Source organism: Pseudoalteromonas sp. S327 (assembly GCF_005886415.1).
GTDB lineage: Bacteria > Pseudomonadota > Gammaproteobacteria > Enterobacterales > Alteromonadaceae > Pseudoalteromonas > Pseudoalteromonas atlantica.
Map to the genome: position 1 here is coordinate 132,963 of NZ_PNDP01000003.1, position 13,747 is coordinate 146,709.

The following is a 13,747-nucleotide window of genomic DNA, read 5'->3' on the forward strand; positions in this document are numbered from 1 at the left end:
GACGGTATTATTTTCCGCCTCTTTCTAAACGGACTTTTTAATGAAACACCTACTTATTTTTATATCATTCATTTTATTTAGCAGCCAAGCTAATGCGTTTTGTTTAGAAGCATCAAACTACATAGAGGGCGTAAAATATGGCGTTTGTGGGGAGCAAACAGATTCAATTTCCCTTACGCCTTATTTTATTATATGGATGCTTTTAAATGTGTTATTTGGGCAAATGCTTAATAAACCAAATGTACACGTGGGGTTTAAGTATTTACTTTTCCTTTGTGCATTTCCACTCAGCCCGCTAGTGCTTTTAATGAATTTAACTGGAATGATGGTATCTCGCGTTTATAAAAAATATTCAAACCCAGCAGCAAATAAAACCCAAGCTAACCATGTTTGCGCAGAACCTGTTATTGAAAAGCCGAGTGTTAATCAGCTAACAATTGGCGAGTACACTTTTGACAGTCTGCAGCAGTCCTTAATTAAAGAAGATAACCTCTACACATTAGAGCCTAAATGCATGCAGGTACTTAGCTATTTAATAGAACAACAGCCAAGAATAGTTAGCCTTGAAGAGTTACACAACAATGTATGGGAGAATCAAATAGTAACCGATACCGCAGTTAGACGAGTTATTAGCAAACTACGTGTAGCCCTTAACGATAACGACACAAAAAACCCCAAATATATAAAGTCTGTAATGAAGCGAGGTTATCAGCTTATAGCTAAAGTAAAAACACAACCTATTGAATAGTAATGACTTATAAAAGTTATAACCAAGGTAATACCATGGTTATAACTTTATAATAACTAGTTAATGGCTTTGTTATCGTTATTTTTTGCCAATCGTTTTAATTTGTCTAGGCGCTATAGAGCGACCCATAAAATTAAATAGTTAAGGAAGAAAATATGAAACACTTATTACCTCTATTACTAGTATTAATCATAACAGTAATTACATTAAGCCTTATTAACAGCAACGAGTGTATAGAAATAGGTAACGCATCTATTGCCAGTATTTCATTTGGCACGTGTGATTTATCTAACCCTCAATCAAACATATCACCACTTTTAGCTTTATTTTGGTTAGCCATGAGCGTTTGCTTTGCAATTACATTACCTAAATCAACTGTTGCTAATAAGTACAAAATTGCCTTATTTATATTTGGTTTACCACTCACTGTTTTTGTTTATTTAATTGCCTATATATCTGAAAATATACGCCAAGCCACTCAATCTCTTAAGTAAACCTAGATGAGCAAGTCACACTTGCTCATCCTTTCTTAATTAAATACAAGTGAAAATCAATCCCTACCCGCTTTTGCTTCGTAAACTTAATGATTACAAAAACCAGAGCATAAGTATGAGCAAACGCATTTTATATTGGCTACAAAACGATTTACGCCTAACCGATAACCCAATTTTTAGTGACCTTATGTTGCAGCAATGCGCGCTTGATATTGTATTTGTTATTAACCCGCACTGGTTTAAAAATAATAACTACCAACAAAAACCTTACGGCATACATAAGCAGCAGTTTTTAATGCAAAGCTTGTACGAACTACAACAAGCACTTATTGAGCGCGAGCAAACCCTGCATGTGCTTGAGGGCGAACCCGTATCGCTTTTAAAAACGCGTATAAATGAGCAAAATATTGATGAAGTGGTATACAGTGAGCAATTTGGCCTGTACGAGCAACGACAAATAAACTTACTCAAAGCGCATTGCCCAAATACACAATTTACAGTAACGCAGCAAGACACGCTCTTTAAGCAAAATGACCTCCCGTTTGATTTAAACGAATTACCTAAACACTTTACCCCGTTTCGTAAAAAGGTAGAGGCCGCCAATAGCCCCATTACACCAACAACTTTGCCAAACGGTTTGCTGCCTAAGCCAATAACTTTATGCGCAAAAAAACCTATAGAACGTATAACAAATAAAGCCGTAATGCATGGCGGACTTAACAGTGCGCAAGCTCATTTAAAGCAATACTTTGCAGGCGCAATGCCAAGTACTTATAAAACGACTCGCAACGAGCTTGATGGCTTTAACAACACCACCAAATTTAGTACTTGGCTTGCCTTTGGTTGTTTAAGTGCAAAACAAGTATATAAAGCCGTAGAAAATTACGAGCAATGCAATACGGCAAACGAGTCTACTTACTGGATTAAATTTGAATTGCTATGGCGAGAGTATTTTAAATGGCACGCACTTAAAGCAGGTAACAACCTGTTTAGCTTTAAAGGGCAAAAGCAAACTAAACCGCTTACTACTTTTACACCTACACGCTTTGCTGCTTGGTGTAACGGCACAACGCCTTACCCGCTTGTAAATGCCATTATGGAAGAACTAAACACTACGGGTTATATATCAAATAGAGCAAGGCAAATTGCAGCGAGCTGCTTAGTAAACGAGCTTGCCCTTGATTGGCGATACGGCGCAGCCTATTTTGAGCAACAATTGATTGATTACGATGTAGCAGCAAATTGGGGCAACTGGCAGTACATAGCCGGTGTGGGGGTTGACCCACGTGGCGGCCGCCACTTTAATATACAAAAGCAAACGGCGCAGTTTGATCCAAATGGTAATTACACCAATAAATGGCACGGGCACAGTAATAAAACACAGCAGCTCGATCACTTAAACGAAGTAGATTGGCCTATTTAAGCCAATCTCCCTCCACCAGGTTATATTTAAAACAGCTGCGCAATGCCTACATTAATGGCAAAACCAGCTATGGTTAAAAACAAAAATAAACAGCCTGCTAATAACAGAGGCTTTATACCCGCTTGGCGAATAGCGCCAACGTGGGTACGCAGCCCAAGTGCGACCATGGCAATGGTAAGTAGTATATTGTCAAACCATATAATAGCGCTTGTAGTACCTTGCGGAATAACCGATAACGAATGCACGCCACTTGCCACTATAAATAACACTGCAAACCAAGGGATTGTAATACCCGCTTTTTGCTCGCCGCCATGTGCGTTTATGTTTGCATGCTTTTTACTTTGCCAAAACGATAAGCCTACTAAAAATGGCGCAAGCATCATTACGCGTAGCATTTTTTCTATCACGGCGGTGTCGGCCGCATTGGCACTTACCGCAGTCCCTGCTGCTACCACTTGCGCAACTTCATGAATGGTTGAACCAACAAAAATACCGTACGCATGCTCACTCAAACCCATATATTCAAACATAATTGGGTAGGCAAACATACTTAACGTGCCAAACACCACAACCGTTGCCACCGCTACAGATACTTTATGCGCTTGTGCTTTTATAACTGGCTCAGTTGCCATTACCGCTGCGGCGCCACAAATAGAGCTACCCGCACCTATTAGTATAGTTGTTTGTTCATCAAGCTTAAAAACGCGCCTACCTAGCTGTAATGCTAATATAAACGTACCAAGCAGCATTACCACATCGGTTAATAGGCCATGCCAGCCTACACCCGCTACTTGTGCAAAAGTAATCCTAAACCCAAATAAAATAACGCCCGCTTTAAGTAATATACTTTTAGCGTAATCAACGCCTACATCTGTACGCGTAGCAATGTGCGCATACACGCTGTTGCCCACAATAATGCCAAGCACAATACCAATTGTTAAGGAGCTAAATTGCGCACTTTGCATTATAGGTAACTTACTTAATGCAACAGATGCCCCCGCTAACACAACCACCAGCAGCATACCTAACCACCAGCGCGTATCGCCGTATTGCTTAGTATTAATACCCAAAGGCTGAAAACTATTTTTAATAGCGCTAAGCATAATATTCCCTCACTTAAACCAAGTTGATGTGTTGACTTAATTGTAAGAAAGCTCAAAATATAACTCCAATATATTAAAATCATGATTTGATAACTTAAAGTTATACAATTTAGAGTTATGCAATTTAAGGTTATACAATGAACTTACATGCGCTTAGGGTGTTTTATACAGTGGCTAAATTGGGTAGCTTTTCAGGCGCAGCCGAAGCGCTTTTTATAAGCCAGCCCGCTGTTTCTAAAGCGCTAAAAGAGCTAGAGCATCAGTTAAACATACAACTTATTGAACGTGCATCTAAGGGTAAAAAGCTCACCTTAAGCGAAGGTGGACAAGCACTTTTTGATCACGCCCGCAGTATTTTTGCTATCGAAAAAGCCGCCATTGAAGATATTAAGTCGCGCACAGGGCTTAAGCGCGGTACATTAGTTATAGGCACCAGCACCACCATTGCCAGTTATTGGCTACCGCCTTATTTAGCCAAATTTTGTGCGCAGTACCCGCATATAAAAGTAGAAGTACAAGTGGCTAATACCGCGCAAATTGAGCACGCATTGCTAGAATGCACTATCGATTTAGCTCTGGTTGAAGGCACACCTACCGAGCCACATATAATAAGTAAGCACTGGCAAAATGATTTAATGAGTGTGGTTATACCGAGCAACTTTAAGCCCACTAAAGACTTAAAAGCATGGTTAAACGAGCAGTTTTGGTTATTACGCGAGCCAGGCTCTGGCACGTTAGAAATGTCGGTAAAGTTATTAGCAGAGCATGGCGTACAAGCAGAGCAAAGTATGCAATTAGGCAGTAACGAAGCCATTGCAAGGGCTGTTGCTCAAGGTATGGGGGTCGCTTTATTGCCAAACGTAGTCACAGAAGATTTAGTGCAGTTAGGCAAATTAACACGCCTGAGCCAAAAAAATAACGAGCAACTCTCTCGGCCTCTTTATCAACTGCATTATAAAGACAGACCGTCTTCGCATGCTGCGCAAGCATTCGAAAAAAGTTTATTTAGTGAATAGTGATTATGTGAGCTGTAAGTCATGTAAGGGAAAGGTTGTGTGACATGAATGGCTTGTTGTGGTGTTACCTTAATTTATTATATATAAGCCAACTAGTTAAACCCATTGAAAGTACCAATAAATGAAGAACCAATGTTTCACGATTAAATTCACTAAAAAGACTAAGTAAAAAAACAGGAAGTATGCTTAAGATTAAAACTACCGGTAATTTAAATAAATTTAACTTTTGGAGTAATAAGCTAATAGGTAATCCGTAAATGAGCATTAAAGGATAAAAATAAAATAAACTTCCCACCCCTATTGATACACCAAAACCAACACCTGAAATTAATGAACTAACAGAAGTATAGTTTTCGATACCCGCATAAAAATAACAAAAACCAAGGACTGGTAATGCAATTAATGGACTAAGAATCGCAGCAATCAAATTTTTACGTAGATCTTTAGACATATTAAGAAATACCACAACGAGCTTGTAGATTAATTCGTTTTTTATTTGTTTTAATTGATATGCAAACCATAGCTGAATTCCTATTTCTGCTCAGCCAAATGGATCAAACCCGTCTTCACGCACTGTAATTTTAAGAGAACACTCATAGCAGTTCACCAGCTACCCATAAATCTATTAGCTAAATCAGTAAGCCCAAATATGATCAAGCTAAACTTACAAACCCTTAGTTAAATCTTGTGCCAATGACCCCGTTGGCTTTTCAATTACGCGTACTAACTCTTTACCATTTTGCTTAACAATAAACGTTGGGGTGTATTGCAAGTCGTGAGCCTTTGCAATGCCTGCATCGTCTTGCTTGTTGTAACCCACGGCCACATAGTCAATGCTTGCAAGTTGTACTTTCGATGCATCAAGTAACTTAATGAGTTTTGGCACTTCGCGCTCACTGTCGTGGCACCAGGTGCCAAATAATACAATAAGCTCTTTGCCTTCTAGTTTTTGCATTAGGGCTATATCTTGTGCTGTTGGGGTATATGCCTTGTATTGTTCGTTAAATTTGTCGTAGTCGCTTAACAGTGATTGCGTACTTATCTCGCCCGAAAATGGCGCTGTAGCAGCGCAGCTTACAAGCGGCATGCTTAAAGCACACAATAAAATTAATTGTTTAAACATGAGGTTACTCTTAATTTAGGTATTAAACGACTATACCCAATATTGAGTGAAGAGTGAACAGCTCTAAAGCGTTACTTTTTATCCATAAAAAAATTAACTTGCGATAAGTTAGTTAAATATTCTCGCCTTACTGCTTTATTCTCGGCTAACTTATCTAAGTCACCAATTAAGGTAACAAGCTTGGTGTGTGAGTGACGGTTTGTTTCTATAAAATCATCTTGCTTGTCATCACTCTCATCGCGCTCTTTTTTATGCATTGAGTAGCTGTTTTCGTTTTCTTCGAGCCAAATATCGTCAATTAAGCGAATGTCGCTTTTACTAACTGTTTGCTCTTGCATCGCCATTTGCAGTTCATATTGGTTAGTTTGCGGGTTAAACGCATACATTTTTGTATCAACATCCACTTCGTGAGACTGATCAAGCCCCACTAGCTCTTTATTTTTAACCGCAGTCCCTACGTTATAACTCTCTTCTTTGTTGTAGTAATCAGGGCGACTGTATTGATAATCAAAATGGCTACTTACATTTTTACTTTGCGTTACACCGCTAAGATCCCCTAATTGGGTTTGATCAGTCGCTTGGCTTAGCTCAATGGTACTTTTAGGCTGATAATCGCCGTTATCCAGCGCATATGAAAAAGTGGCATCAAAATCAGCGAGCTTAGAAATACCCGCTCCTAATGTATTTGGCGCTTTATTACCGAGCCCTTGGTAACGGGCATCGTTTGTAATCATGTTATCAACTAAATCGGCAACCATGGCGCGCCCGTCATTAAATTGCTGATCTGCAAGCGACTCTAAATTGCTATAACGCTCAGCCGCTGACGACATACTCGCAAAAGCGCCTTTAAATAATGCAAAGCCCTGCAGCATTGCTTCGTCACCTTTTCGCCCAAATGCCGACTCTTTATCGTCTTTGGTACTGTTTACTCGGCTATCTTCTAAGCTTTGATCGAGCGACGCTAAATACTGCTGCATTTGCTGCGTGTCTTTAGCGCCAATCGTTGACATATCAAGTGCAAAATCAATGTCGTTTTGCCCACTTGCGGCTTTAAACACAAGTGCTTGCTGGTTTGATGCTTCATCAATGGAGTAACTTAAATCAAGCGTGTTCTCTTTCGAATCAAGATCTTTATTTTGCGTTGTTGAAAACGACACATCAAAGCCTGTTAGCTGCTCACTATTAAACCCTGCTAAAAAATCTAAACTCATGTCTGTTTCGTTTGGCACTATAAGAGGATTAAATGAGTTTTCACTCACTTTAAAAAATTCATCTGCCATTTCGCCAACACCACTGAGCACCTGCGTAAGTGCTTTATGCTCAGCCTCAGATAAATCGCCATTTACTTCGTAACTTATGCCAAAGCCATCTATCGCTTCACCTGTGTTTTCATCGTACCCTTGCGATGAGTTAAAGATAATGTTTATAACATCACCCTCTTTAGTTTTTACCGAGAGCTCAAACAGGTTGTTATCGCCATCCTCGTATTTTGCACGGTTAAGGCTTTCCATGTAAGGATTAAGTGAGCGCTCTACACGTTGCTGGCTTGAGGCTAAAAACGTTTTTTGCTCATGCCCAAGCTGCCCTAAACTCGATAAAATATCGCTGGTATTAGCATAAGCACCCTGAATATTCTTAACCGACGTATTTAATCGCTCAATTAATTGGGTACTGTTTTCGTTTTTTAATAACCCCTCATGCTGAGAGCTTATTACGGTGCGCAGGGCGAGTTCTTCATTGGAGGGTTTATAGTTATTAAGGCTTGGTGTACTCGATATTGTAAATAGTGAGGTTAATTGCTGCTGTAAAACATCCTCAACTTTTTGATTACTGGCTAGGGCTTCGTCAGTAGTTTCGTTATTTAACTGGCTAAGCAGCTCGTCGGTTATTTTAGGCACGTTAGTGTGTAAAGCATTAATAGCTTGAAGGTCACCGTTACTTTTTGGCGCCGCCAAAGAGGTTTGACTCGTATTATTAACTGATTGACCAAGTAAAGCGCTTAAATTGGCGTGGTTGCCAAGAGTGCTGTTGACCATGATTATCCTTAATCGCTAAACTCTATTAAGTATTTTATCGGTCATTTAGCTAAAAGCTTTAGCTACAGTAATAAAATTAAAAGCAGAAAAAATTAATACTTGAATTTAGATATAATCATCTGCTTTTAATCTAAAATTTTGAAGGCGTAATCTAAATTACTCCTCCTCTTCCAACTCAATATTTCGCTCAGCTAAGGCATTTAATAATTTTTTACTCGGCTCGCTATTTTCTAAACCAATTATTTTAGTAAGATTAGGTAATAGAGCTAAATCATCAATTGCCTTATTTGTTACTTTGGGTACTTCATCTCCCATACCGGGATCCCAAAATGGATGCATGTGCTCTAAAAATACAGCTCCACCATTTAAACCACTGTCTTGATAAAGCTGCGTTACTTTTTCGAGTAAAGTCATCGGTATTTCTACGTTTTTAAAGTACTTTTTAACTTCAGCAATGCACTCATATCCATCTTCTTCTCGATCAATTTCGCGTTTTATATACTCTTTGGCAAATAAATCTAAATCAAACTTTGGTAAGAGGATCTCTTGTCGATACATCAGCTCTTCAATAACGAGTAACTTAAAATTAAAATCACGAAATAAAACGGTGGGTTTATTATTAATATTAAACAATTTAGGTGTGTTTTTTAAAGCATCAGCTTCTAAAAGTAACGATTTTAAGTGTGTCACTTTAGCTTTATCGGTAGTGGCTTTAAGTAATATGCCTAAGCTTTTTCGAGTAGGGGCTGAAACGGTAATTCTACGCAGAGCCGTTTTAATATTTTTGTTGTATTTTTCTTGGCTAACTGAATCTATATTATCTAATTTTTGTTGATAATCGTTAATTATACTTTGTTTTGCGCCCTTTGCTTTAATGTGATTTAGGTGTTCTTGAATATGTGCTTGTTGTGTTTTTTTACCTTCAATCCCAAGCGGGCATAGTATTAAATTTTCAATTAAATAATCCATCTCAATATCAGAAAAATCAAAGTCATTAATCAGGCTTTTAAAAATCAGAGGTGCGTTTTTATAAAACACATCTGCAGGCTTTGCAAGCATACTTAGTAGTTCTGAATGCATCCAGCCGTAACTGCTATTTCTAGCATGCCTAACAATGCTCGAATGTAATAGCTGAGTAAACTCGTTTATAACATCTGGGTGAAACTCTTCAAAAATACCCATTATCAAATTACTATCTTCATCTGAAAATGCTCGATAAAAAGAAGGAAGCAATAGCGCTATATCAACTTTATTGAGTTCATACCGCTTGATAAAATCTGGAGTGTAACTGCCTACTGAAAGATAAAAATATAGCTCTATTAAACCTGAAACAACTAAGTTAATTTTTGTATTTTGCTGATGTACCCGTTGGTGTTCAATAAGTTCTTTTATTTTAGTTAGTATAGTTTGGTGATATTTTAATAACACCAAAGCATTTGGCGAATAATCTGAGCTACTTACAATCTCAATAAACGTAGCAAGGTACTCAACCTCAAGTGTGTCAGATAAATCTATGGTTGAAAGCCAATTCATCATTGCGCTGTATATTTCATCTTCAATGCTAAAATCAGCCCTCATTAAACTACGACATTCTGGCCAATCAATGAGCCCTCGATCATATTGCCTTTTAATGGTTGCTTGCTGTTCTTCTATTAATTTTTTCCATTGCGCATGAATGTTTCTTACTGTTGCTTTATTTTTTTTATTAGGTACACCTTTTTGAACAACACCAAAATTAGGGTCACGAATTAAATCTATATTTTTTTGTATCTGAGAATGTATAGTCAACATATTTACTCGGTAGTCCTTACTCGAAAGATATTTTTGTGGGGTTATAGGGTATTCTTTTTATTTATTAGCAAACTGCAGACAACTTAATCGACGAACCATCACCATAATCATCATGAACCATAACTAATACTGGAATAGGATAATCCCAGCCTCCAGCCTTCCACCAGCTCTCAGCCAGCCATTGTTTTGTTAGATTAGCAATTAAGTAACCCGCGTTGAACTCTTCATTGATATAATATTTCTCATCAAAATGAGGTATAGCATAATCACCCGAAAGTAACTCCACTGATTTACCAGAAAATATTGAAGCATCAGTGCTATTTATCTTTTTTTGTTTTCCTTCGTAATATATCCAAGCTGAAGGAGTCTCCATACAATCATCACCTAGAAATATTTGAATCTCAGCACCTAAAACAGATTCGGGAATTGAAACTGTAAACAAATTCTTGAGCTCGCGAATAAAACAAGGTGATATTTTTTCTAATGAAACTAAAAATTTAGCTTTAAACTGCTCTGAACTTAAACCAAATGGCACCATACGTACTTCTCCCAATAACTAAACATTAAGCCAGCTGATACCGCTTAACATACTGATTAAACTTGTCTTTTATAATTTTATTTCAATGTTTTTTTGTAGATCAGGGGTTGACTCTAAGAATAACTTCCACGCGCCAAGAGCTCCTTTAAGCTGCTGCGTAGGTATATTTTGAAAATAGCTATCGTCTAGTAAAGAATATACTCGTGCATTGTGTAGCGTGAATTCAGTTCCCCATCTTTCGCGGTTCCAGTCAAGAAAGCTACATTCACTTGCTAAAACAGAGTTTATTCTCTTTATTCCTTCATCAATCCAAAAAATAGTTTCACTGTAACGTAACCCACCATCATCTAATAAAAGACTTAACAATACACTCTTACCATTACTGTTTACATTTTCACAAGAGCATATTGGTACAATGCGACCAAACTGAATTCGCCAAGAAAAATTTATTTTCATAGCCCACCCTAAATACATTTGAAATTAAACTATTTAGGAATTTTTAACTCCACTTCTATGATATTAAAAGCAATTACTGGAGAACAAAAAATACAAAATTTATCTAGCTTTTTATTCTTTGTACTAAAAAGTCGACCGCCGCTTTCACCTTTGGTACTAAATAGCGCTGTTTTTGATATAACAAATAAACCGCCATAGTCGCATTTTGGCTTATCGCTAATTCATGCTCAAACTTAAGCTCTTGCAACTGGCCAGACTCAAGGTATGAGTCGAGCGCCCACCGAGTAGACATTAAAATACCCTCACCATTACATGCTTTTTTAGCCAGCCACGATCCGTTATTTGAAATAGCGACCGCAGGCCCAGAAACGTCGTGCCATTGATCATCCACTTTACATAACCAAGGCGTTGGCCCCGCTGGCGTTTTAAAATAAAGGCCACTGTGATCCTTTAATTCCATAACATTATTAGGCACGCCGTATTTTTGTAAATAGCAGGGTGACGCGACAGGAATAAAGCCATTATCCATTAGTTTTATTGCTAGCACGCGTTCATTTGGCGCATAACCACCACGAATGGCTATATCAACGTCGTCACGCCCAAGTGTAGACAGCTCATCACTTAAGCTAACATCTAATATAATTTCGGGGTATAGCGCGCTAAATTCATCAAGCAGAGGCAGTAATATTTTATCACCAAAACTCACCATTGAGCTTATACATAATCGCCCCATTGGTGTTGTTTGATAACTGCGCACTGTTTCGTGGCTTTGCTCTAGCTGATTTATTATTTGCTGAACATCGTTATAGTAAATTTGCCCAACTTCGGTCAATTTAACTATACGGGTCGAACGCTTTAAAAGCGTCGCCCCTAGGCTTTTTTCTAAATCAGCAACCCGCCGTGACAACGACGAGGGCGGCACATCAAATGCTTTTGCGGCTTTGGTAAAACTGCCTGTTTCAACCACCTTAATAAAATACCGTATTGCTTTTAGTTGATCCAAGTTGCCTCTCCATTAAATAAAATGCTTTATTGTCTTAAAGACAAAAGTGATTCGCATTTTCCCTTATATATAAGCAAATTAAAACAAGTAATAATAACCTTAACTTATCTACACGCTTTAATTTATTTAACGCCAATAGTTAAAGCTTAAAACCAAAGGCTACATTATGATTACTTTGCACGGCTTCGCAGCTAGTAACTATTACAACTTGGTTAAGCATGTACTTTTACACAAAGAGCTGCCATTTAATGAGCACCTTATATACAACAACGACGAGCAGTTTTTAGCTATAAACCCTATGGGAAAAGTACCGGCTATAACCACCGCTGATAGGCTAAATATTGCAGAGTCGAGCGTTATTTGCGACTACCTTGAAGAAACCTACCCAAGCAACACGCTATACCCTGAAGATTCAGCCGAGCGTGCTTTTGTTCGCCAAATTATGAAAATAAGTGAGCTTTACTTTGAATTGCCAAGCAGACGCTTAATCCCGTATGTATTTACAGGCTCCCCTGCACCTGAACACGTAAAAGACGACATTCGCAAGCTATTAACGCGCGGTGTAAACGCTCTTTGTGAATTAACGCATTTTTCGCCGTGGATAGCTGGCGAACAATTTAGCATGGCAGATATTTACGTTTACTACGTAAATACAGTGGTTAACGCATTCACGCCAAAAGAGCTTAATTGGGATGTACTGGCCGAAATCCCAGGTTTGAAAGAGTGGCAAGCAAAGATGAGTCAATCGACTATTGCTCAGCAAATAGAGGCAGATCGCCAAGCAAATATGCCTGAGTTTATGCAAAAGGTAACAGCACAAATACTGGCAGCTCAAAGCAAGTAATTAAGCTATACGCTACCCATTCTCAATTTATAGGAACACTCTTATGACAGATAAAAATATCCAACTAACTTCAACTATCAGCGAAGACAATAAACTTACACTTGCCTTAAAAAACATCGAGATGCCAAAGCCAAATGCCGATGAAGTAGTTATTCGTATTGAAGCTGCACCATTAAATCCATCAGACTTAGGCGTTTTATTCAGCGCAGCTGATTTGTCTACTGCAAAACAATCGGGTACTGCTGAAGACCCAGTAATTACTGCTGATGTTCCAGCTCAATTTATGCCATCACTTAAAACACGTGTTGGTAAAGCAACACAAGTAGGTAATGAAGGTGCAGGCACCGTAGTGGCTGCAGGCTCATCGCCAGCCGCACAAGCATTAATGGGCAAAACAGTGGCTGTTATTGGTGGCGGTACGTACCGTCAATTTATATGTGCCAATGTACAAAGTTGCCTAGAGTTAAAAGAAGGGACTACCGCTAAAGAAGGTGCATCATCTTTTGTTAACCCACTTACCGCACTCGCCATGGTAGAAACCATGCGCGCTGAAGGCCATAAAGCCATTATTCACGCCGCAGCGGCTTCTAACCTTGGCCAAATGCTAAACCGTATTTGTATTGCCGATGGCGTTGATTTAATTAACATTGTACGCAAACCACAACAAGAAAAGTTACTGCGCGATATGGGTGCTAAATACGTTGTAAACTCAAGCAGCGACACTTTTCTTGCTGACCTAACAGCTGCAATAATTGAAACCGGTGCAACTATCGCATTTGACCCTATTGGTGGCGGCCAACTAACAAGTGACATACTGAACTGTATGGAAGCGGCAGCTGCGCGCGATATGAAAGAGCACAGCCTATATGGCTCAGACACGTTTAAACAAGCATATATTTATGGTGCGTTAGATCGCGGGCCTATTACACTTAATCGTAACTTTGGCTTTGCTTGGGCTGTAAACGGGTTCTTGTTATTTAATGCTTTAGGTAAATTAGGCACAGATACAGTAATGAAAATGCGCAAACGCGTTGCTAATGAAATCACCACTACATTTGCGAGCAACTACACGCACGAAGTGTCATTAGCTGAGGTATTACATTTACAATCAATCGCGGCTTACTCTAAACAAGCTACCGGCGAGAAGTACTTAATTAAACCTCAAGCTTAAT

14 protein-coding genes are annotated in these 13,747 nt (G+C 38.7%); 6 read left to right on the top strand and 8 right to left on the bottom strand.

The annotated features are described in order from the left end of the window. Positions 1-40: 40 nt before the first annotated feature. The 3 genes from CWB60_RS02190 (at position 41) to CWB60_RS02200 (ending at position 2,665) form a co-directional block, all read left to right on the top strand. On the top strand, positions 41-748 hold the full coding sequence (locus CWB60_RS02190) for a winged helix-turn-helix domain-containing protein (protein WP_138576656.1): 708 nt from the start codon (positions 41-43) through the stop codon (positions 746-748). A gap of 155 nt (positions 749-903) precedes the next feature. Then, a complete protein-coding gene (locus tag CWB60_RS02195; RefSeq protein ID WP_054981643.1) occupies positions 904-1,242 on the top strand; it encodes a hypothetical protein in 339 nt (112 codons plus the stop codon). Between the two features lie 115 nt (positions 1,243-1,357). Continuing rightward, a complete protein-coding gene (locus tag CWB60_RS02200; RefSeq protein ID WP_138576658.1) occupies positions 1,358-2,665 on the top strand; it encodes a DASH family cryptochrome in 1,308 nt (435 codons plus the stop codon). A gap of 26 nt (positions 2,666-2,691) precedes the next feature. Here CWB60_RS02200 and CWB60_RS02205 read toward each other — a convergent pair whose 3' ends face one another. After that, positions 2,692-3,768: a YeiH family protein gene (locus CWB60_RS02205; protein ID WP_138576660.1), complete on the bottom strand. Its 1,077-nt coding sequence runs from the start codon at positions 3,766-3,768 to the stop codon at positions 2,692-2,694. 137 nt (positions 3,769-3,905) lie between these two features. Between CWB60_RS02205 and CWB60_RS02210 the strand changes: the two genes are divergently transcribed. Then, positions 3,906-4,784, top strand: coding sequence for a LysR family transcriptional regulator (locus CWB60_RS02210; RefSeq protein WP_138576662.1), 879 nt, complete (start codon positions 3,906-3,908; stop codon positions 4,782-4,784). A gap of 64 nt (positions 4,785-4,848) precedes the next feature. Here the strand turns inward: CWB60_RS02210 and CWB60_RS02215 are convergent, their stop codons facing one another. From CWB60_RS02215 to CWB60_RS02245, 7 genes are all read right to left on the bottom strand, one after another. Next, the gene (locus CWB60_RS02215; RefSeq protein ID WP_104643810.1) at positions 4,849-5,235 is read right to left on the bottom strand and encodes a hypothetical protein; all 387 of its coding nucleotides are present in this window, start codon (positions 5,233-5,235) and stop codon (positions 4,849-4,851) included. A 213-nt stretch (positions 5,236-5,448) separates the two neighbouring features. Continuing rightward, positions 5,449-5,907 (bottom strand): thioredoxin family protein, encoded by a 459-nt coding sequence (locus CWB60_RS02220; protein WP_058550506.1) that lies wholly within the window; start codon positions 5,905-5,907, stop codon positions 5,449-5,451. 71 nt (positions 5,908-5,978) lie between these two features. Then, the gene (locus CWB60_RS02225; RefSeq protein ID WP_138576664.1) at positions 5,979-7,943 is read right to left on the bottom strand and encodes a hypothetical protein; all 1,965 of its coding nucleotides are present in this window, start codon (positions 7,941-7,943) and stop codon (positions 5,979-5,981) included. A gap of 156 nt (positions 7,944-8,099) precedes the next feature. Next, positions 8,100-9,734, bottom strand: coding sequence for a DUF6892 domain-containing protein (locus CWB60_RS02230; protein WP_138576666.1), 1,635 nt, complete (start codon positions 9,732-9,734; stop codon positions 8,100-8,102). A 64-nt stretch (positions 9,735-9,798) separates the two neighbouring features. Continuing rightward, positions 9,799-10,272 carry a hypothetical protein gene (locus tag CWB60_RS02235; RefSeq protein ID WP_104643806.1) on the bottom strand — a complete coding sequence of 158 codons (474 nt, stop codon included), beginning with the start codon at positions 10,270-10,272 and terminating at the stop codon, positions 9,799-9,801. A gap of 69 nt (positions 10,273-10,341) precedes the next feature. Beyond that, positions 10,342-10,728, bottom strand: a complete 387-nt coding sequence (locus CWB60_RS02240) for a hypothetical protein (RefSeq protein ID WP_138576668.1) — start codon at positions 10,726-10,728, stop codon at positions 10,342-10,344. Between the two features lie 103 nt (positions 10,729-10,831). Beyond that, positions 10,832-11,731, bottom strand: coding sequence for a LysR family transcriptional regulator (locus tag CWB60_RS02245; RefSeq protein ID WP_104643804.1), 900 nt, complete (start codon positions 11,729-11,731; stop codon positions 10,832-10,834). A 166-nt stretch (positions 11,732-11,897) separates the two neighbouring features. Here CWB60_RS02245 and CWB60_RS02250 point away from each other — a divergent pair, with 166 nt between their 5' ends. Further along, positions 11,898-12,575 carry a glutathione S-transferase family protein gene (locus tag CWB60_RS02250; protein WP_104643803.1) on the top strand — a complete coding sequence of 226 codons (678 nt, stop codon included), beginning with the start codon at positions 11,898-11,900 and terminating at the stop codon, positions 12,573-12,575. Positions 12,576-12,618: 43 nt separating this feature from the next. Next, positions 12,619-13,746: a zinc-binding dehydrogenase gene (locus tag CWB60_RS02255; RefSeq protein WP_138576670.1), complete on the top strand. Its 1,128-nt coding sequence runs from the start codon at positions 12,619-12,621 to the stop codon at positions 13,744-13,746. The last annotated feature ends 1 nt before the right edge of the window (position 13,747 follow it).

Excerpts from the sequence above, each read along its gene's own strand:
- CWB60_RS02190 (WP_138576656.1), top strand. The coding sequence starts at position 41 with ATGAAACACCTACTTATTTTTATATCATTCATTTTATTTAGCAGCCAA.
- CWB60_RS02195 (WP_054981643.1), top strand. The coding sequence starts at position 904 with ATGAAACACTTATTACCTCTATTACTAGTATTAATCATAACAGTAATT.
- CWB60_RS02200 (WP_138576658.1), top strand. The coding sequence starts at position 1,358 with ATGAGCAAACGCATTTTATATTGGCTACAAAACGATTTACGCCTAACC.
- CWB60_RS02205 (WP_138576660.1), bottom strand. The coding sequence starts at position 3,768 with ATGCTTAGCGCTATTAAAAATAGTTTTCAGCCTTTGGGTATTAATACT.
- CWB60_RS02210 (WP_138576662.1), top strand. The coding sequence starts at position 3,906 with ATGAACTTACATGCGCTTAGGGTGTTTTATACAGTGGCTAAATTGGGT.
- CWB60_RS02215 (WP_104643810.1), bottom strand. The coding sequence starts at position 5,235 with ATGTCTAAAGATCTACGTAAAAATTTGATTGCTGCGATTCTTAGTCCA.
- CWB60_RS02220 (WP_058550506.1), bottom strand. The coding sequence starts at position 5,907 with ATGTTTAAACAATTAATTTTATTGTGTGCTTTAAGCATGCCGCTTGTA.
- CWB60_RS02225 (WP_138576664.1), bottom strand. The coding sequence starts at position 7,943 with ATGGTCAACAGCACTCTTGGCAACCACGCCAATTTAAGCGCTTTACTT.
- CWB60_RS02230 (WP_138576666.1), bottom strand. The coding sequence starts at position 9,734 with ATGTTGACTATACATTCTCAGATACAAAAAAATATAGATTTAATTCGT.
- CWB60_RS02235 (WP_104643806.1), bottom strand. The coding sequence starts at position 10,272 with ATGGTGCCATTTGGTTTAAGTTCAGAGCAGTTTAAAGCTAAATTTTTA.
- CWB60_RS02240 (WP_138576668.1), bottom strand. The coding sequence starts at position 10,728 with ATGAAAATAAATTTTTCTTGGCGAATTCAGTTTGGTCGCATTGTACCA.
- CWB60_RS02250 (WP_104643803.1), top strand. The coding sequence starts at position 11,898 with ATGATTACTTTGCACGGCTTCGCAGCTAGTAACTATTACAACTTGGTT.
- CWB60_RS02255 (WP_138576670.1), top strand. The coding sequence starts at position 12,619 with ATGACAGATAAAAATATCCAACTAACTTCAACTATCAGCGAAGACAAT.